This is a genomic window from Jejuibacter sp. L23, assembly GCF_050815825.1.
GTDB classification, from domain to species: domain Bacteria; phylum Pseudomonadota; class Gammaproteobacteria; order Enterobacterales; family Enterobacteriaceae; genus Jejubacter; species Jejubacter calystegiae.
The window spans coordinates 2,613,647-2,631,783 of the sequence record NZ_CP138199.1 but is presented as its reverse complement, the minus strand read 5'-3'; the positions used below and the strand labels follow the sequence as shown (position 1 = coordinate 2,631,783).

Annotated in this window: 17 protein-coding genes; 7 read left to right on the top strand and 10 right to left on the bottom strand. The window is 53.2% G+C overall.

What is annotated here, in order from left to right:
- The 6 genes from SCU88_RS12125 to SCU88_RS12100 all read left to right on the top strand — a co-directional run bounded on the left by SCU88_RS12125 (position 1) and on the right by SCU88_RS12100 (position 6,372).
- Positions 1-1,476, top strand: coding sequence for an aldehyde dehydrogenase family protein (locus SCU88_RS12125; protein WP_175340450.1), 1,476 nt, complete (start codon positions 1-3; stop codon positions 1,474-1,476).
- Complete coding sequence (locus SCU88_RS12120) at positions 1,469-2,098, top strand: nuclear transport factor 2 family protein (RefSeq protein ID WP_175340449.1); 630 nt, start codon at positions 1,469-1,471, stop codon at positions 2,096-2,098. Before SCU88_RS12125 ends, SCU88_RS12120 begins: the two co-directional genes overlap by 8 nt.
- A gap of 34 nt (positions 2,099-2,132) precedes the next feature.
- Entirely contained in the window at positions 2,133-3,104 is a 972-nt protein-coding gene (locus SCU88_RS12115; RefSeq protein ID WP_175340448.1) for a zinc-binding dehydrogenase, read from the top strand.
- 134 nt (positions 3,105-3,238) lie between these two features.
- Positions 3,239-3,874, top strand: a complete 636-nt coding sequence (ycaC, locus tag SCU88_RS12110) for an isochorismate family cysteine hydrolase YcaC (RefSeq protein ID WP_175340447.1) — start codon at positions 3,239-3,241, stop codon at positions 3,872-3,874.
- Between the two features lie 350 nt (positions 3,875-4,224).
- Positions 4,225-5,190 (top strand): helix-turn-helix domain-containing protein, encoded by a 966-nt coding sequence (locus tag SCU88_RS12105; protein ID WP_431810142.1) that lies wholly within the window; start codon positions 4,225-4,227, stop codon positions 5,188-5,190.
- Positions 5,191-5,502: 312 nt separating this feature from the next.
- Positions 5,503-6,372 carry a hypothetical protein gene (locus SCU88_RS12100; protein ID WP_175340446.1) on the top strand — a complete coding sequence of 290 codons (870 nt, stop codon included), beginning with the start codon at positions 5,503-5,505 and terminating at the stop codon, positions 6,370-6,372.
- 88 nt (positions 6,373-6,460) lie between these two features.
- Here the strand turns inward: SCU88_RS12100 and SCU88_RS12095 are convergent, their stop codons facing one another.
- From SCU88_RS12095 to SCU88_RS12065, 7 genes are all read right to left on the bottom strand, one after another.
- A complete protein-coding gene (locus tag SCU88_RS12095) occupies positions 6,461-7,864 on the bottom strand; it encodes an amino acid permease (protein ID WP_175340445.1) in 1,404 nt (467 codons plus the stop codon).
- Between the two features lie 14 nt (positions 7,865-7,878).
- Positions 7,879-9,057 carry an aromatic amino acid transaminase gene (locus SCU88_RS12090; RefSeq protein ID WP_175340444.1) on the bottom strand — a complete coding sequence of 393 codons (1,179 nt, stop codon included), beginning with the start codon at positions 9,055-9,057 and terminating at the stop codon, positions 7,879-7,881.
- A 28-nt stretch (positions 9,058-9,085) separates the two neighbouring features.
- Positions 9,086-9,469 (bottom strand): Rid family hydrolase, encoded by a 384-nt coding sequence (locus tag SCU88_RS12085; protein WP_175340443.1) that lies wholly within the window; start codon positions 9,467-9,469, stop codon positions 9,086-9,088.
- Positions 9,470-9,929: 460 nt separating this feature from the next.
- The gene (gene tnpA, locus SCU88_RS12080) at positions 9,930-10,388 is read right to left on the bottom strand and encodes an IS200/IS605 family transposase (RefSeq protein ID WP_175342350.1); all 459 of its coding nucleotides are present in this window, start codon (positions 10,386-10,388) and stop codon (positions 9,930-9,932) included.
- A gap of 202 nt (positions 10,389-10,590) precedes the next feature.
- Positions 10,591-12,093 (bottom strand): L-asparagine permease, encoded by a 1,503-nt coding sequence (ansP, locus tag SCU88_RS12075; protein ID WP_175342107.1) that lies wholly within the window; start codon positions 12,091-12,093, stop codon positions 10,591-10,593.
- A gap of 355 nt (positions 12,094-12,448) precedes the next feature.
- Entirely contained in the window at positions 12,449-13,096 is a 648-nt protein-coding gene (gene nfsB, locus SCU88_RS12070; RefSeq protein ID WP_431810141.1) for an oxygen-insensitive NAD(P)H nitroreductase, read from the bottom strand.
- A gap of 45 nt (positions 13,097-13,141) precedes the next feature.
- Positions 13,142-13,576: an NUDIX domain-containing protein gene (locus SCU88_RS12065; RefSeq protein WP_175342108.1), complete on the bottom strand. Its 435-nt coding sequence runs from the start codon at positions 13,574-13,576 to the stop codon at positions 13,142-13,144.
- Between the two features lie 224 nt (positions 13,577-13,800).
- On the opposite strand from SCU88_RS12065, the gene SCU88_RS12060 reads away from it, so the two are divergent.
- On the top strand, positions 13,801-14,025 hold the full coding sequence (locus tag SCU88_RS12060; RefSeq protein WP_175342109.1) for a DUF465 domain-containing protein: 225 nt from the start codon (positions 13,801-13,803) through the stop codon (positions 14,023-14,025).
- Between the two features lie 52 nt (positions 14,026-14,077).
- On the opposite strand, the gene SCU88_RS12055 is transcribed toward SCU88_RS12060, so the two are convergent.
- The 3 genes from SCU88_RS12055 to SCU88_RS12045 all read right to left on the bottom strand — a co-directional run bounded on the left by SCU88_RS12055 (position 14,078) and on the right by SCU88_RS12045 (position 18,030).
- Positions 14,078-15,160: a PA2928 family protein gene (locus SCU88_RS12055; RefSeq protein WP_175342110.1), complete on the bottom strand. Its 1,083-nt coding sequence runs from the start codon at positions 15,158-15,160 to the stop codon at positions 14,078-14,080.
- Positions 15,161-15,307: 147 nt separating this feature from the next.
- Complete coding sequence (locus tag SCU88_RS12050) at positions 15,308-16,609, bottom strand: MFS transporter (RefSeq protein WP_175342111.1); 1,302 nt, start codon at positions 16,607-16,609, stop codon at positions 15,308-15,310.
- On the bottom strand, positions 16,606-18,030 hold the full coding sequence (locus tag SCU88_RS12045; protein ID WP_138097501.1) for a M20 family metallopeptidase: 1,425 nt from the start codon (positions 18,028-18,030) through the stop codon (positions 16,606-16,608). Before SCU88_RS12045 ends, SCU88_RS12050 begins: the two co-directional genes overlap by 4 nt.
- Positions 18,031-18,137: the final 107 nt, after the last annotated feature.

Sequence of the window (18,137 nt, the reverse complement as noted above, 5' to 3'; positions counted from 1 at the left end):
ATGAAAACACATCTGGTTAATGATGGGCAACCTGCAGGCCATTGGATCAATGGTCAGTGGGTGGCCTCGGGTATGCATGGCGAAAGCATTAATCCGGCAGATGGCAACATCATTGGAGAGTACTTCGAGGCGACCGAAACGGAAGCTGGCCTGGCTATTGATGCGGCTCGCAATGCATTTGCCAACAGTAACTGGAAGTACGATCGCGCTCTGAGAGCACGCGTCCTGAATAATATGGCCGATTCTTTCGAGCGGCATGAGGATGAACTGATCGCGTTGCTTGGGTTAGAAAATGGTAAGGTTCGTCGGCACGCGAAGTTCGAAATACAGATTATCCCGGAATGTTTGCGCTTTAATGCCGCTCTGGCGCTGAGCGAATCGGGGCGCGCGGCGTCGATTGAACCCGGAAGTATGTCCATTCTTATACGGGAGCCTGTCGGGGTCGCGGGAATTATCGCCCCCTGGAATTCCCCTGCCGCGCTGGTAATGCGCTCCCTGGCACCAGCGCTGGCAGCAGGTGTCACCACAGCCGTCATGTTGCCCCGCCAGACGGCGCAGATTAATGCCCTGATAGCGCGAATTATTGCTGAAACGCCGGAATTGCCCGTTGGTGTCGTGAATATCTTCACTGGCGGCCACATCTCTGGTTCGGTACTGGTCAGTTCTCCTTACGTTCCAACAATCAGCTTTACCGGAAGCACTGCGACCGGGAAAACGATTTCAGCGACGGGAGCTGAGCAGCTCAAGCGATTTGGGCTGGAACTGGGGGGAAAGACGCCAGTAATCGTGTTTGATGATGCGGATATTGACGCTCTCATTCCTAAACTGGTGGATGCCCTTACGGTATTTTCGGGGCAATTTTGTATGACGGGAAGCCGACTGTTGGTACAGGAAGCGATTGCTGAACGAGTGTTAGCATTACTCATCCCGCGCCTTGAGTCCCTTAAAGTGGGGCCTGCGGCTGATATTAGCAGTGAGATGGGGCCTCTGATCGATAAAGAAAATGTCGAGCGAATCAACCGGCTGGTTAGCGACGCCATCGCCGCAGGAGCCGTTAGCCTGCTACGCGGAGGACCGGCCAGGGAAGGAGCGCTGGCGCAGGGGGCCTTTTATCATCCAACCGTGCTGGAAGTGACAGACAACAGCCTGCCGATAGTCCAGCAGGAAATCTTTGGCCCGGTACTGACCGTGCAGCGCTTTTCTTCCGAACAGGAAGCCGTGCAGCTCGCTAATGACAGCGAATATGGTCTGGCGGCCAGTATATGGACCCGGGATGTCGATCGGCCGTTGCGCGTCGCCCGGGCACTGGAATGCGGTACGGTCTGGATAAATGACTGGGCCATGCTGTATGACCAGTTCGAAGAGGGAGGATTCAAACTGAGTGGACAGGGGCGGATGAGGGGACTTGCCGTTCTGGATGATTTTCTGGAAACCAAGCATATCGTGATGAAACCAGGGTGTTTATCTTATGAATAGCCAGATCCAGATGTTGGGCGGAGAGTTACAGGATAAAGCCAGGATCAGAGAGCTACTGGAAAACTGGGTACTCTGGAGCGACGGCGGATTTTGGGATGCCTTCTCGACCCTGTGGCATGAAGAGGCAGATATGTCCTCCACCTGGTGTGTGGCGAGCGCTCGTGAATTCATACAGGCAAGGAAGGCCGGATGGGAGCGCGGGGTTTCCATTCTGCATTCGTTGGGTGGCAGTACCATTGATGTAAAGAGAGAGCGTGCCATCGCTATGACGAAAATGACTATTTCGCAGCGTGGAGAAGTGCATGGTGTACTCTGCGATGTTCTGTGTTACGGCCGTTTCTACGATTTTCTTTCCCGGGTCGACGGTGTATGGAAGTTAAATCGCAGGCGCGTTATTTACGAAAAGGATCGTATGGATCCCGTGGTTCCCGGGGAAACCTTACAGCTCGATCCCGGATTGCTTCAGCGGTATCCGGATGGCTACCGCTATCTGGCTTATTTGCAGACTCAGCTGGGCTATCGCATATCGGGTCCGGACAGGCCGGGCATGCGCGGCGACGCCGTTGAAAAACTGTATCGCCAGGGTCGCGGTTGGCTTGAAGGTGCACCGCTGGAGGCATAGTCGGACATAATCACAAACGTAACAGGAATTGATTATGACAACGATGAAAATGAAGAGCTGGGTATTTGAACGATATGGCGGTCCGGATGTTCTGCAGCTACGAGAGTGTCCGGTTCCTGAACCGGCAGCAGACGAGGTGCTTATTAAAGTTGCCGCCAGTGCTATTAATCCCAGTGATGTTAAAAACCTTAATGGCGCGTTTGCTGCCCCAGTACCGCGGGTTCCAGGACGCGACTTTTCCGGAATTATTGTTAAAGGCGCCGGTCGTGAAGGAGAAGCGGTATGGGGAAGCGGTGCAGGATTTGGTATCAGCAAGGACGGAACGCATGAAGAATACATCGTTTTACCCAGTTCTACGGTGGGGAAAAAACCAGAGTCGCTTAGCTTGTCAGCGGCGGCGTCAATAGGAGTGCCTTTCCTGGCTGCATGGTATGGACTGACGCATTGCGGAGCCCTAAAGTCAGGACAGACAGTGCTGATTACAGGTGCTATGGGGGCGGTTGGTAAAGCAGCCAGTCAGATTGCGCGATGGAAAGGGGCTCGTGTGGTTGGCGCTATCAGAGAACACCCGACCACAAACAGCGACAGTGGCAGGATGGTATCGACATCCGATCAGAACTGGGCCGAACAGGTCAGGGAATACACTGATGGCCGAGGCGTCGATCTGATTCTGGACACTGTTGGTGGACCATTATTCAATCAATGTTTGAGCGCTTTGGGCCGCGGGGGGGCTTATGTTGTGCTCGCGAGTGGTAAGCCAGAAGTCACTTTTAATTTAGTCAATTTTTACCATGAGCTTCAGCAGCTAATTGGTTTTGACACGATGAAACTCAATGATATTGATATCAAGCATAGTCTCGATATTCTGGCGAAAGGTTTTGACTCCGGAGATTTAGTACCGCCGGATTATCGTAACTGGCCATTTGAGCAGGCGCCTCAGGCTTATCAAGCTGTAGCCAAAGGGACTCAAGGTATCAAACAGATATTATCCTTTTCTGGACAGTGATTGGAGTGACCGTAAAGTAATTGTCATATTTATTGGCAATATATCGGCCTGTGCGGGTGGGATAATCTGCATCGGCTTCATTATCCCCTTATTTCTATCCGATAGGGGAAGAGCATTTTTGAAGGAGAATTATTATGAGCAAGCCTTATGTACGTCTGGATAAAGATAATGCAGCAGTCCTGTTTGTCGATCATCAATCAGGGCTGTTCAACATTACCCGCGACTATAATCCCGATCAGTTAAAGAACCGTGTTATTGGCCTTGCCGATCTGGCTAAGTTTTTTGACCTACCAGTAATATTGACGACAAGTTTTGAGAATGGTCCCAATGGTCCTATGGTGCCAGAGTTGGTAGAGCGTTTTCCTGACGCTCCTTTTATTCCTCGTCCCGGACAGATTAATGCATGGGACAATGAAGATTTTGTCAAAGCAGTAAAAGAGACGGGAAAAAAACAGCTAATTATCGCAGGAGTGGTCACGGAAGTTTGCGTGGCATTTGTTGCTCTCTCTGCCCTTGCCGAAGGCTATGAGGTTTTCGTGATCGCAGACGCATCGGCGACATTCGATGAGATCTCTCGTGAAACTGCACTGGATAGAGTGCGCGATGCCGGTGGACAGATATTGACCTGGTTTGCTGCTGCCGGCGAACTACAGCGAGACTGGCGCAATGATATGGAGGGATTTGCTAATATCCTTGGGCCGCATATTGCACCTTATGCCAACTTAATGCAGAGTTTTTCCCGCGTCCAGAAGGACACCAGAGCCGAATAAGTCAATCATAATCGAGCCAGGGATGGCTCCCTTTAACATTATTTAAGTTTTATAAAAATATTTTTCCGTTAACAGTCGTTTTAACTTCTTTCTCTTATCCTGTTCTCTCGACTATTCATTCAGTCATTTAATGTTTTTAGTCATCATTTAAGCTACCTTGCTATATGACATGGAATGAACTGCTATGTATTGAAATAATCTTATGTAGCGAAATTGCTTATGCCCTGTTTTTTAGCACAACAAGTTAAAAAACATCTAAAGATTTATTTTTAAATTGTATTTAATGGAGTAAGGATGAATTGAATGATGAGAGTAACTTTGGTTTTTGATGGATAAATGGAGAAGGAATAATGAAAGATAAAGGCGTCTCCATATTCGAATGGTCAACGAAGGGAAAGGACGTTGAACAACGATTCAGCGAATTTGAAGATATCCTTAAGATGAATCTGATTAAAGTAACAACGACTATAGACGATACGATGTGCTTCTGGTGTGATGTTTCTGCGATTAAGTCAGGGCTATTTTCTATAACGGACATCAGTGGTTCTGCTAAACGTTCTCAGCGTTCTGCAAAAGATATCGCCTGTAATTCTGTTGACGAGTATCACCTGATATATGCCACTTCAGCATGGGGATTTATTAATCGACATGGCCAGGAAATAAAACTACCTGCGGGATCTGTTTTTTTGCTGGATACGCGTAAGGAATATACTTCCCTGTTACAGAATAATTTTTTAAATCGAACGCTGGCGTTGCCTGCTGAATGGCTGGCAACGTGGGTGGTTCAACCAGAGATGATTTTAGAAAAGAATCTTAATGAGGTATCAGGTTGGGGCAGGGTGCTCGCTTCGTACCTTGGACAGCTTTCTCCTGGATACACAAGCTCCATTGATTTCCGGTTTCCTATGATTCTCGATCAGATAGGGGGGCTGCTGGCTTTGATTCTGCATGATATGGCGTGCTATGGCGGAGGGGCAGATACCTTAGGGACCCACAAGAGATATCAACGCATTCTGGATAGCATACATCAGCGTCATATGAACCTGGCCCTGACCGCGGCAGATATCGCCAGAGATGTGGGAGTGTCTACCAGAACGTTGCATCGTATTATGGCAAGTGAGGGAACCAGTTTTGGCCAGGAGCTTATTCGTTACCGCGCACAATCTGCGCTGCGGATGTTGAATTCGCGAGAGTATGACAGGCTTCCTGTCATGGATATTGCAAGACGAGCTGGTTTTATAGATTCCTCCCATTTTTATCGGGTATGTAAGACATACTTTGGGAAGTCGCCAGGGAAAATCAGGAAGGAACGCTAACAATCCTCGTGTTGTCACTATTACCCAAACGTTACTAATCGGGCCGGGTGGTCGATGCGCCTGGACTGGTACGCGAAAAACTGTCGGCGTGGAACGATGAGATTGACCGGTGGGAAAAGGTGACGCACTCGACGGATATTTAATATATTGTGGCGCCAACGCATTATTTTAAATCAAGGTTTCGGGAAACCAGATCTTACAGGGATGTAGCTTTTATCCGAAAATGATTTTAATACCCCAGAGGCATCCAATAATTATTCATTGAGTTCGGTTTAGCCTATTGATTGCCAGATATTAAGGGGTTGGTAAAGTATGAGTATGCATTCCCGGAGTCATTCACTTGATATTAACGAGATATCGCAACGTATTAATGTGCAGAAGCCTTACTTTGCCTTTCAACATCTCTGGCAGGATGATGAGCAGGTCATGGGGCGTTTTACGGCCGAACAGCCGCTGGTTTATGAAATCGGCGCCATTACCGCGGGCGAGCTGGGCAGACATCTGGCCATCCTGGGGAGTTGTTCGGCCGTGGCACTGCACAATGGACCAGAAGGTTACTATCTGGCGACCAGGGCGCATTTGACCCGCAGTGCGGATCAACCTGCAAAGGGAGAAACGCTGTATGCCAGCGCCCGGGTATTGGATATGGATAAACGCAGTCTGAAAATTGCCGCCAGCGCGTGGGGGAAAACGCCGGTTGCAGAATTAGTCTGCGAATATACGATAATTACTCCGCCGCTGTTTAAGCGTAACTTTAAACACTATGCGAATCCTGATGATATTATTCCACCCGATTCACCTTATCAAACCCCAATCTCTTATCACGATCTGACGTTTACGGCGAATAGCGTTAACGCAGTGGCAGGGCCACTGACGCCACAGCAGTGCGCCGGACATTTTTATGGCTATCCCTGCTGGCCGGTGGCGATTATCGCCCAAACGGCATTTCAAATTACCGGCGAACTGGTCAGGGAAAAGTACGGTGCCGGTATGCGACTTTGCATACGGGATATCAAACTTTCGGCCAACAAGTTAATGAGCGCCAGTAACGTACTAAGATTTAGCGTAGAAATAACTCCAGGGGGGCCAGAGGGGGGATTAACGAACAGCCAGGTACGGGTTTATCACAATGAAGAGGAAGTGGCTTCTCTGATAAATCAACTGGAGCTGATCCCGGTTTAGTCAGGGGTCGGTATCTGACAGGCGCTAACGAGCAGCGCCTGCATCATTTAAGGCTTCCCTTCATCGCCATCCATACAGGAACCAGACATTATCCCGGCGCTTTCTCTACCATTTCGCTTAGTGGTTGGCGAGTCTGCCAGCGACGCCGCACTCCCCATGCCAGCATCAGCAACAGAGTGAAGGGGATGCCAAAGGCCAGGGTCAGCCGGAAAAAACCGGTGAAAGGCGTTGAGAGCAGGATTGCCAGCATCAATCCTGCCCCCAGCCAGGGTGTCCACGGGTAGCCCCAGAGTCTGAACGTCAGTTGATCCGGCTGGTGATGGCGGCGAAAACGCAAATGCGTAATGAAAATCATCATCCAGGTGAAACAAGCGCCGTAGACCGCAATCGACATCATGACCACAAAGGCGCTGTGGGGCCAGACGACGGAAAGAATCACCGATACGAAAATCCCCAGGCTGGAAAGGGCGATGGCGTTTAACGGCACGCCGCGTTTGTTCAGGCGGCCGAAACGCTGTGGTGCCTGGCCGGCGCGGGCCAGCGAAAATAGCATGCGGGTGGTGATATAGAGCTGGCTGTTCATGGCCGACAGGGCGGCGATAAGTACGATAAAGTTAAAAATGCCGCTGGCGAACGGTAGCTTAATCAATTGCATCACGATCAAAAACGGACTGCCGCGGTCTGCGGAATGCTGCCAGGGAACAATTGCCAGCATTAATGCGATAGAAAGAAAATAGAACAGGCAGAGCCGAATAAGCGTGCCGCGAAATGCCTGGCGCACGGCTTTCACCGGCTCTTTCGCCTCGCCAGCGGCCACGGCGATCATCTCAATGCTCATATAGCTGAAAATAGAAACAATTACCGCGAACCACATTCCACGCAGGCCGAAAGGCATAAAACCATCATCGGTATAGTGATGCAGGCCAAACTGTGGATTATGCCCGAACAGTAGAATCGCCCCTGCCAGCAAAATAAAGGCGACGATAGCGATAATTTTAACGGCGGAGAGCGCATACTCTACATGGCCGAAGATACCGATCCCCAGCACGTTGATGCCGACGATCAGCGCAGAAAACAGCAGCATCCACATCACCAGCGGCGAATCGGGGAACCAGTACTGCATATACATCCCCACTGCGGTGATTTCCGTTCCCACCGCCAGAACGATGCACGACCAGTAGGCGTAACGAATCAGAAACCCCCACATCGGCCCGAGATAAAATTCGGCATAGTCGCCAAAAGATCCGGAGGTGGGGTGCTGGCAGGTCATTTCCGCCAGCGCTCCCATCAGCAGCAGCGCGATAACGCCGCCGACAAAGTAGCTTAACAGCACCGACGGGCCCGCCATCTGGATGGCATAACTGCTGCCCAGAAAGAGGCCGGTACCGATGGCGCCGCCGATAGCCAGCATCGACATCTGCCCGGCGCTGAGTTGCTGTTTCAGGCCCTGCTGACGGCGGGCGATCTCCTCAAAACGCGCTGCCTGTTTCATGGTGTGCCTCCGGGTTAGCGAGTGACGCTGGCGATGGATGCCGCGACATAATCGACGTTGTGCTCCGTCAGTCCAGGTACGCATATACGGCCGGGATTGACCAGGTAGATAGAGAAATCCTGACGCAACGTATCGACCTGCTGCTCGCTCAATCCGGTATAGCTGAACATGCCACGCTGGCGCGTAATCCGCCCGATATCCAGTCCGGCGCCGTTGGCGTTTAGCTCAGTCGCCAGTCGCTGACGCATGGCGAGAATTCGCAGGCGCATGGCTTCAGTTTCATCCCGCCAGCACTGATGCAGCGCGGCGTCGTTTAGTACAGTGGCGGCAATGTCGCTGCCAAAAGTCGGCGGACAGGAATAGCTGCTGCGTACCAGACCTTTCAGCGTGCCGAGTACGTTGATGGCGGCCACATCCGGGCAGTGAAGGCTCAGGCTTCCGACGCGCTGGCCGTATAGCGCCATATTTTTTGACAATGAGTGGCTTAGCAGAAATGGCAAACCGCGCTCCAGGGCCTGGCGCACCGGCGCGATATCCTGTTCGATTCCGGCGCCGAATCCCTGATAGGCGGCATCGAAAAAGGGCAGCAGTCGGCGACGTTCCACCGTATCCAGAATGCTGCGCCACTGATCCGGTGAGGGATCCATGCCGGTAGGGTTATGGCAGGCGGGATGGAGCAGAACCACGCTTCCTTCCGGCAACGTCGCCAGGCGATCCAGAAGCGCATCGATCAGCAGCTCACCGTTGGCGTTGTCGTACCAGGGGTAACTTTCCGGCGTTAATCCGGCTGCAGAGAATATCGCCAGGTGGTTAGGCCAGGTGGGATCCGGTAAATGAATTCGGCATACGCCCAGCTGCCGTAACAGCTCTGCTCCCAGCCGTAGCGCGCCGGAACCGCCTAATGTCTGAAGGGTCGTCAGTGCCGTCTGCTGCGCTGAATGGCCGAAAATCAGGCGCTGCACCGCCTCGCGAAACTGCGCCTGACCTTCGATGGGCGGATAGCTATGAGGACGTTCCTGGGCCATCAGACGCTGCTGGGCTTCACGCACGCTGTTCAACAGCGGCAGAGTGCCTTCGCCGTCATAGTAAAGACCAATTCCCAGATTGACCTTATGCGGGCAGTCATCAGCCAGATATTGCTCCATCAGACTCATAATAGGATCCGGTCTGGAAGGGCCGATTGAACTAAACATGGGAGCTCCTTGAGGGTTGTGTAATGGATTACTGCTCTCCCGCCAGTGCGGTGGCGGCGATTTCGATATTCATACCGTCTGCGACCAGACGTTCGACGATAACGGTGGCGCGATTGGGCCAGGGAGCGCTGAAAAATTGGCGGTACAGGCGATCGAGTAGCGGAACGTCCTCTACCCGGCATAGCCAGACCGTCATTTGCAGTACGCGATCGCAGTCGCTGCCCGCGGCTTGTAGCGTGTCGCGCAGGTTACTCAGGGTCAGGGCGATCTGTTTTTCGCTGCTGCCAGTCTCAAGCGTTCCATCGGCTCGTACCGGGCCATGACCGGTAAACAGCAGGCCGGCACCGCGGGTAATCCAGGAAAATGGTTGGGCAGGATCCGGCAGCGGCGCCGGGAGAACTTCACGCGTCATGATTAGCTCCATTAAAAAAGGAAAACGGTTATCCGTGAAATAGATTATTTTGAGACCACCATCAGCGGTTTCATATATAAGACAGTGTTTCATTCGTTATTGGCTGATTAATGGATAACAGGCGCTATTTATTCTGTCAAAAACGAAATTAAACATAGCGCACAGAATTAGTTTTTAAATAAATTGAAATATATTATTATCTTATTATTCAGATGGTTATGATTTGGCGCTTAAGTGAACGACGGTTTCATCAATGAAACCATTGGATCTATTTTGAGCAAAAAAACCTTGCTATATACGGGTGTTATTTTCAGGTGTAATTAAACTTTAATTTTCGGGAATGGTATATAAAATAAATATCCTCCGGCATAGCCGGAGGTTTTTCAGATGCGCCTATAAGGCTCTCTTACCTGCCGCGCCCTAACAGGCGCATACGATCTGACATTTGCATCAAACTTCGTTACTTACGGCCCGTAAACGGGCTACCTGGATACGGAATCGATAACTGTTCTCCCAGCTTGTCCTGCTCCAGTTGGTGCTTTATGTATTCCTGTATCCTTGCCGTGTTCTTGCCCACCGTGTCTACATAATACCCACGACACCAGAACTCCCTGTTCCTGTATTTGAACTTCAGATCTCCAAACTGCTCGTACAGCATCAGACTGCTTTTCCCTTTCAGATAACCCATGAAGCTCGACACGCTTATCTTCGGCGGGATCTCCACAAGCATATGGATATGATCTGCACAGCATTCCGCTTCCAGTATCTTCACACTTTTCCATTCACACAGCTTTCTTAAGATCTTACCTATCGCCCTGCGCTTCCCTCCATAGAACACCTGTCTCCGGTATTTCGGCGCAAAAACTATGTGATATTTACAGTTCCATCGGGTATGCGCTAAGCTCTTTTCGTCCCCCATTGGGACCCCCTTTTGATTTCTTGTTTAACCCTTGCAGTTGCCAGACCGCAAGGTGTTTTAACAAATCAAAAGGGGTTTATATAACTGATTTATAGCTGAAAGCTTCACGGAACCCCCAGCCTAGCTGGGGGTTTTCTGTATACAAAAAGCCTGAGTCGTATTAGCGACTCAGGCGTTGTTGTGATAAAAAACTTAGCCGAAACTAGCGCGTAGGTTCATCCGCTTCAACCAGCCGTGCATTATTTTTTACATCATTCGGCTGCTGCGGCGCAGTACTGGCAATCGTATGAACCCGTTTGCGAACCCGGAACCAGCCAAAGGTCAGCACAATCGCCAGCAGCGGGATCGAGGCGATAGTCCAGGTCCCGTTCGGGTAGTCGCAGGCCATCAGCACCAGCACGGCCAGCAGGAACAGCAGCGTCAGCCATGAGGTAAAGGGGGCGCCGGGCAGCTTAAAGCTGATATCTGCCGCTTTACCCTCTTTAATCGCCTTACGCAGCCGCAGCTGGCAAACCATAATAAAGGCCCAGGAAGAGATAATGCCGAGCGAAGCGATGTTCAGCACGACCTCGAACACCCGTGACGGAATCAGGTAGTTCAGAAATACCCCCAGCACGTAAATCCCGAGGGTCGCCAGAATACCGGCCCAGGGGACGTGCTGACGGCTCATCTTCGACATAAACGCCGGCGCCGAGCCGCCCATCGACATTGAACGCAGAATACGTCCGGTGGAGTAAAGGCCCGAGTTCAGGCTGGAAAGGGCAGCAGTCAGCACCACGATATTCATGATATCGCCAATATAGGGAATCCCCAGTTTGGCAAAAAAGGTCACGAACGGGCTCTGGCCGGCCTGATAGGCGTTCCAGGGCAGCAGCAGAACCAGCAGCAGCACCGAGCCCACATAAAACAGGCCGATACGCCAGATAACGCTATTAATCGCCTTAGGCACCATACGTTCCGGATCGCGACATTCGCCTGCGGCGGTGCCCACCAGTTCGATCGATGCAAAGGCAAAGACCACCCCTTGTATCAGCACCAGGGCCGGGAGTAATCCGTGAGGGAACAAGCCGCCGTTGTCGGTAATCAGATGCAGGCCGGTGGTGTTTCCGTCCAGGACTTTGCCGGTGCCAAGGAACACCACGCCAACCACCAGGAACAGTACAATAGCCAGAACTTTAATCAGGGCGAACCAGAACTCCATTTCCGCAAACCAGCGCACGCCCACCATATTCATGGTGCCGACGATAACCAGCGCTCCAAGGGCAAAGACCCACTGGGGAACGTCGCCAAAAGCGCCCCAGTAGTGCATATAGAGCGCCACGGCGGTGATATCGACAATGCCGGTCATCGCCCAGTTAACGAAGTACATCCAGCCCGCCACGTAGGAGGCCTTTTCGCCAAGAAATTCACGGGCATAAGAGACGAAGTTTCCGCTGGAAGGGCGATGTAATACCAGTTCCCCCAGGGCGCGCAAAATAAAGAACGAGAAGATCCCACAAACCAGATAGATTAATGCCAGCGCCGGGCCTGCCGCCTGCAGGCGTGCGCCGGCACCCAGAAACAGGCCGGTACCGATGGCGCCGCCAATGGCGATCATCTGTACGTGCCGGTTGTCCATGGCGCGACGATAGCCCGAATCCTGGGCGTTAAGCCAGCGTCGTTTGGCCGCGTGATGATCGTCTGACTGATGCTTTGTCGATTTCATACAATTTCTCTGGATCCTGTCTGAAGCAGCCGCACTGGAGTGCGCCCTGCAAGTACCGTAAACGATTGCATTTACAACTAAAAACACAGAGGCGAACCACCCGTTTTGTGGTTATGTTTTACAACGGGCTGAATTACGGCGAAGAATGCTACCCGGTATTGCGCAGTGACGCAAAACTCCGATACCAACGGTTAACATAATGCTGCTATTTTTAACAAAAATGAGATGTACGTCAGTCAATACCACTGGATTAAGGCGGTTTTTATAGTGGGTCATGCTGATATAGCAGAAATAAACAGACGGAGATGAATGGTGTCAGGATGTGAAAGGCCGCGCCGGGGCGGCCTCTGGAGGATTACAGCAGGGTGATAACCTGGTCCTGGGCCAGACGCGACTTGGGCAGTGCCGCGTTAAAGTCCTGTTCGCTGCGGTAACCGACGGTTGCCACTACCACGCTTTGCAGACCCTGGGCTTCCAGACTCAGCAACTGGTCCATTTTTTCCGGGGTAAAGCCTTCGATGGGGGTGGCATCCAGCCCCATACCGGCGGCGCCCAGCAGCAGAAAACCGAGTGACAGATAGGCCTGGCGCGCCATCCAGTTACGCTGTTGTTCCACCGAGCCGCTATTCAGGTTAACGAAGTAGCGGCGGCCTTTGTCCTGACCGGCCTTCAGATCATCGCTTTCAAAGCGTCCGTCGCGCTCTTCCTGAGCCAGCAGGGCGTGCAGATGATCTTCGCTCATCTCTTTACGGATGGTGAAAACTACCACCAGGGCTGCGTCCTGCACCTTCCGGGCATTGGCTTCGCCAAACGCTGGCAGTACCCGGGCCTTTGCTTCGTCGGATTCGATAACGAAGAAATGCCAGGGCTGAGAGTTAACGGAAGAGGGGCTAAAACGCAGCAGATCCAGCAACTCCTGACGCTGCTCTTCGCTTAGCTTGCGGCTGCCGTCATAGGCTTTGCTGGTGTAACGGGTGCGAACCAGTTTTTCAATATCCATCATTAACGTCCAGTTTCTGTTTAACCAAAACGCTCAATGTAAAGCAAATTACCCGGGCGTGCTATCCGTTGCGTGCCGCATCAGATCCGCCAGAGAGTGCTCCTGCAACAGGATTTCCACCGGCGCGAACAGCGGCCTGGGCAGGGCATCTGGCGAGAACCACTGCCAGCCGTCGCACTTATCCGGCTCCAGCCTTTGGGCCTCACCGTGGGGAGCGGTAGCCAGCATAAACAGGGTGATATAGTGCTTTTGCGCCTCCTGGAACATGACATTCGCCCAGGGGCCACGGCGGATGTTTTCCAGGTGGAGCCCGGTCTCTTCCAGTACTTCGCGGCGGGCGCACTCTTCTGGCGTTTCACCGAATTCCAGATGGCCGCCGGGTGCGGACCAGCTGCCCGCGCCATGGCTGCCCTGGCGACGTCCCAGTAAAACTTTATCCTGGCGCAGAATAATCACGCCAACGCCAATCAGTGGCTGATTCATGGGGTACTCCGTAGGGGGATCAGGGAGTCTATTGTGGCACAGGCTCGCGGCAGAGGCTAAGGCAGGGCAATTCTGTCAATCATAGCGCGCTCATCAGGAGAGGGTAAGCGGCGTCAGACCGCTTCTTGATCCTCAGCACAGAACGCGCTTGCGGGGATGACAGTCGTGGATGAACGTGTTACCCCTGAAATAAGCAGGGTTTCCCCACCACAAGGAGTTACGCCATGTTTCCAGAATACCGCCAGCTCATCAGCGAACTGAAAGAGAACAACCCGCGTTTTCGCTCCCTGTTCGATAAGCATAACGCGCTGGACCACGAGATTTCCCGGCTGGAACAGCCGGACGGTAGCGGATACTGCGAGCAGGTTGCCACCATGAAAAAGGAGAAGCTGAAGTTGAAGGAGACGCTCTGGCAAATGCTAAAGGAGGCTGAAGCGGGGCAGGCATAACTGAATGCCCCCGGTAATGGATTAACAGGCCCGGTTAAGGGCCTTTTTTATGTCACCGATCCACGACCCGATTCCATCGATAATCAAACTGATAGATTTTCCTGCCGGTATTGGTATCCAGCTTAAACAAATAGCGTGCAGCTTTGACATACAGAGCGTCGTCCATCTGATAAGCATTTATCGGAACACCGTCTTCCGTCAGGGTCACCGCGGTTTGCCATAAATACTTTTGCTTCTCCACATCATATAAACCTATTGAAGCCTGAGGACCGCGACGCTTTTTATAGGCCAGGACATAATACTGATGCGCCTGCTTCTTTCCGAGTAACACCGGATTGATTAATTGTTCACCCAGGAGACGAAGCGCTTCGGTTAACTCTTGATCTGAGATGGGTTGCCCGACCCGGTTGTCGCTGGCAGAGATTATCCATGCAGGTGCCCTGTGCTGCTGGAAAATCGTCATGATTTGGGCGTCTTCGGTCAGCGTCCAGTTTTCTAAATCCAGTAGATAATAACGGTTGTCTAAACCGTGTATATAAAGGCGACGATCAACAAAGCGATAGTCAGGGAAGTCCGGACTCAGAACCTCTGAGAGTGCAGGGATTTTTTTCACCAGATCTGCTTGCGAAAAGCGCATGGCGCCAGTCGTGCTATCTAATAAAAAGAGCGCGTCATCATCGGCATCATTTAAAATAAGATACCGATCAGTCTGGCCAATCAGGTAGTTGCGCCAGCCCATTCGCTTACTCCAGATTCGCTCGCCGGTATCGCTGTTCACCGAAATCAGTTCAAACTTCGAGGTACTGGTGCTAATTCCATTGGATTGCCCATTGGGAATAACGGTGCGTTCAATCGATGTGAAACTGTGGTTTTTGTGCGAAAAAAATAGCTGGCTCTTGCCTTCAAGGGTGACCGACCGGAACATGCCAAAAAATGTCATCCCGATAAAATTAACAATTAATCCATAGATAACCAGAATAAACAGATATGGCTTCAGGCGTCGGGTACTGCGTCTTTTAATCAGTGAATATAACAAAAAGCCGCAGAGGGCGATAAATACAATGGCGACGGCAATAACAAAAATATCATGCGTCAGCCAGCCAGACAGTCGCCAGTGATTATAGATTGCGTTCATTCTGATATCCTTTCGCAGGTGATGCTTTTTATGCGTTATATCAGAATGATACCAGGTATTGCCTGCTTAGTGTTAACTATCGCTGATGACCTTGTCATTACGCTGAGAAATAATATCGCTCAGCGCAATGACACCATTCTCTGAAATTCAGGAAACCGTCCCGCGCTCCACCGTTTTGCGCGACTGGCGATGATCCCGCCGCCGGGTGTTGTACAGCGCCAGCACGCTCAGCACCGACACGCTCATCAGATAGTAACTGGGCGCCAGGTGGCTACCGGTAGCGCTGATAAGCAGGGTGCAAATAAAGGGAGCGAATCCGCCAAACACCGTGACCGCCACGTTGTAGCTAATGGCCATTCCCGAAGCCCGGGTGGCGATAGGGAACAGATCGGCCATCAGCGACGGAACAGTGGCGAAGTAAACTGATTTCAGCAGCGCCATCCAGGCCACCAGGGCTATCAGAGTCAGCGGTGTGACATGCAGGCTCATTAGCCAGAAGGCAGGCAGAATAGTTACCGCCAGCATTCCCAGCGAACCCCACATCAGCGGCAGGCGGCCAATCCGTTCGGCGCACAGGCCGACCAGCGGCGTAACCACCGTCAGAATTACCCCGGCCACCAGGGTCGCGCCATAAGCGGCGGAGGCAGGCAGCGCCAGGGTGCGGGTGGCCCATGTCGGCACATAATTAAGCATGTAATTAATGGCGGTGGAGATCACCATCAGCCCGATGGCGGTCAGCAGCAGCGTCTTCTGGCTGGCAAACAGGGTGCGTAGCGGTGCTGCCGGGGGACGGGTCTGCTGACGCCAGCTTTCCGGCTCGTGGATATTGCGCCGGATATACAGCCCTACCGGGCCAATAAGTAGCCCGAAGGCAAAGGGAATGCGCCAGCCCCAGTCGGCTATCTGCTGTTCGGTTAGCCACTGAGCCAGCCCCAGTCCAAAGGCCGAAGCCAAAAGGGTGCTGGCACCCTGGGTGGCAAACTGCCAGCTCGCGATAAAAGCGCGGCGCTCCGGAAAATGCTCCACCAGAAACGCGGTGGAGCTACCGAATTCACCACCGGCCGAAAAGCCCTGAATCAGACGGGCCAGCAGAATCAGCAGTGGCGCCGCCAGTCCGATACTCTGATAGCCGGGCATAAAGGTGATAATCGCGCCGCCAATCATCATCAGGTTAATCGACAGCAAAAGCGAAGCCTTGCGTCCGCGCCGGTCGGCAAGCGCTCCCAGTACCACGGCGCCTAACGGCCGTACCAGGAATGCGACGCCAAAACTTCCGAAAGCGAGCATGAGCGACACCGAAGGATCGCTGGTGGGAAAAAAGGCGCGGGCGATATAGCTGGCGAAAAAGCCGTAGACGGCAATATCGAACCACTCCAGCGCGTTGCCGATGCAGGTGGCGAACAGGGTTTTATACAACCCCGGCCGTACCGCCGTATTTTCTTTGCTCATGCCTCACCTCCGTTACGGTGCGCCTGGTGCTGCGCCAGCAACTGTGCGCCACGCTCGCCGAAGTCGTAATAAAGGCGGGTCATAATTTCCAGCCCTTCACGGGCCAGTTGCACCGGCAGATGCTCATCCGCCGCGTGCTGGCCGCAGGCGGGATAGGAGTGCGGCACCCACAGCGTGGGCAGCCCCAGAATATCGGCAAAGACATCATTGGGCAGGGATCCGCCCAGATTCGGCAGCAGCGCAGGCGGATGCGGCGTTACGCCATTCATCGCCTCCAGCGCCCAGTCGACCAGCGGATCGGTGGGATCAAAACGGGTGGCCGGGGTGCCGCGCACCTCTTCGATCTCCACCATGGTAAAGCCCCGGGCGTCGAGATGTTCGCGAATATGGCGCGCCAGGTTCTGCCAGTCGGTGCCCACCACGAAGCGTAGCTGGCAAACGGCGCTGGCCTGACCGGGAATGGCGTTCATCGGCTGCTGCGGATTTCCGGCCAGCAGGGTCAGCACCTCAAGGGTGTTGCCTGCAAACAGGCGCTCTGCGGGCGTGAGTTCGCGCTCCCCCCAGCCGTCGCTCAGGGACGGATCGCCGGGATTTCCGCCGGGCTCTACCTTCGCAAGGATAGCGCGCAGCGCGGGCGTAGGGGCGGGAGGGCGCAGCGCAGCAACCTGCAATTCGCCCCGGGCATTCACCAGCGATGCGATGGCGCTGGCCAGTTGAGTACCGGGATTACTCAACAGGCCGCCCCAGTTGCCGGAGTGATAATCCTGACTTCGGGCCCGGATGATGAGGCGAAAATTCACGCTGCCACGGGAGCCCAGAAACAGCGTGGGGCGGGACTCATTCAGTCGTGGCCCGTCAGAGGCGATCAACAGATCGGCTTTCAGCGCCGTTTTCATCTGCTGGCAGACTTCCGCCAGACCGGGGGAGCCTATCTCCTCACCGAGTTCGAACAGCCATTTGCAGTTAAATCCCAGCCGGGCGCCGCGCGCCTGCCATACCTGCTCCAGCGCCGCCAGATTAATGCTGTGCTGTCCTTTATTATCGGCACTGCCGCGCCCGTACCAGCGGCCATCGCGTTCCACCAGTTGCCAGGGGGAGAGCCCCGGACTCCAGCGTTCCGGGTTGCCAAACACCACATCGCCGTGGCCGTAGCCCAACAGCGTGGGCAGGGCTTCATCCTCAATGCGGCTGGCGAGCAGGAAAGGTCTGTCGGCGCGCCGGGGATTGTCGAGGATTTCGATATCAAAACCCATGCGGCTCAGCTCCGGCGTCAGCGCCTGCCGGTAATACTGCATCAGTGCGTCATCGCTGTCGCTGCGCTGGCTTTCGCCGCGAATGGCAATGCGCTGCGCAAGCCGTTCGCGGAACGCGCCGCTGTCGAACCAGGTCAGCGCCTGATCTACGGTCTGTTGTAATGTCATGGTGTTTGCCCTGTCTGCGGTTCCGGTCCGGCCGGATTCTGTTGTTGTCATTTTGTTCTAAACCAGCGCAAGCATTGCCACAATCATAATAATTGCAACTGACCTTT

Bases quoted from the DNA above. Each gene is read 5' to 3' on its own strand.
- SCU88_RS12125 (WP_175340450.1), top strand. From the start codon at position 1: ATGAAAACACATCTGGTTAATGATGGGCAACCTGCAGGCCATTGGATC.
- SCU88_RS12120 (WP_175340449.1), top strand. From the start codon at position 1,469: ATGAATAGCCAGATCCAGATGTTGGGCGGAGAGTTACAGGATAAAGCC.
- SCU88_RS12115 (WP_175340448.1), top strand. From the start codon at position 2,133: ATGACAACGATGAAAATGAAGAGCTGGGTATTTGAACGATATGGCGGT.
- ycaC (WP_175340447.1), top strand. From the start codon at position 3,239: ATGAGCAAGCCTTATGTACGTCTGGATAAAGATAATGCAGCAGTCCTG.
- SCU88_RS12105 (WP_431810142.1), top strand. From the start codon at position 4,225: ATGAAAGATAAAGGCGTCTCCATATTCGAATGGTCAACGAAGGGAAAG.
- SCU88_RS12100 (WP_175340446.1), top strand. From the start codon at position 5,503: ATGAGTATGCATTCCCGGAGTCATTCACTTGATATTAACGAGATATCG.
- SCU88_RS12095 (WP_175340445.1), bottom strand. From the start codon at position 7,864: ATGAAACAGGCAGCGCGTTTTGAGGAGATCGCCCGCCGTCAGCAGGGC.
- SCU88_RS12090 (WP_175340444.1), bottom strand. From the start codon at position 9,057: ATGTTTAGTTCAATCGGCCCTTCCAGACCGGATCCTATTATGAGTCTG.
- SCU88_RS12085 (WP_175340443.1), bottom strand. From the start codon at position 9,469: ATGACGCGTGAAGTTCTCCCGGCGCCGCTGCCGGATCCTGCCCAACCA.
- tnpA (WP_175342350.1), bottom strand. From the start codon at position 10,388: ATGGGGGACGAAAAGAGCTTAGCGCATACCCGATGGAACTGTAAATAT.
- ansP (WP_175342107.1), bottom strand. From the start codon at position 12,093: ATGAAATCGACAAAGCATCAGTCAGACGATCATCACGCGGCCAAACGA.
- nfsB (WP_431810141.1), bottom strand. From the start codon at position 13,096: ATGATGGATATTGAAAAACTGGTTCGCACCCGTTACACCAGCAAAGCC.
- SCU88_RS12065 (WP_175342108.1), bottom strand. From the start codon at position 13,576: ATGAATCAGCCACTGATTGGCGTTGGCGTGATTATTCTGCGCCAGGAT.
- SCU88_RS12060 (WP_175342109.1), top strand. From the start codon at position 13,801: ATGTTTCCAGAATACCGCCAGCTCATCAGCGAACTGAAAGAGAACAAC.
- SCU88_RS12055 (WP_175342110.1), bottom strand. From the start codon at position 15,160: ATGAACGCAATCTATAATCACTGGCGACTGTCTGGCTGGCTGACGCAT.
- SCU88_RS12050 (WP_175342111.1), bottom strand. From the start codon at position 16,609: ATGAGCAAAGAAAATACGGCGGTACGGCCGGGGTTGTATAAAACCCTG.
- SCU88_RS12045 (WP_138097501.1), bottom strand. From the start codon at position 18,030: ATGACATTACAACAGACCGTAGATCAGGCGCTGACCTGGTTCGACAGC.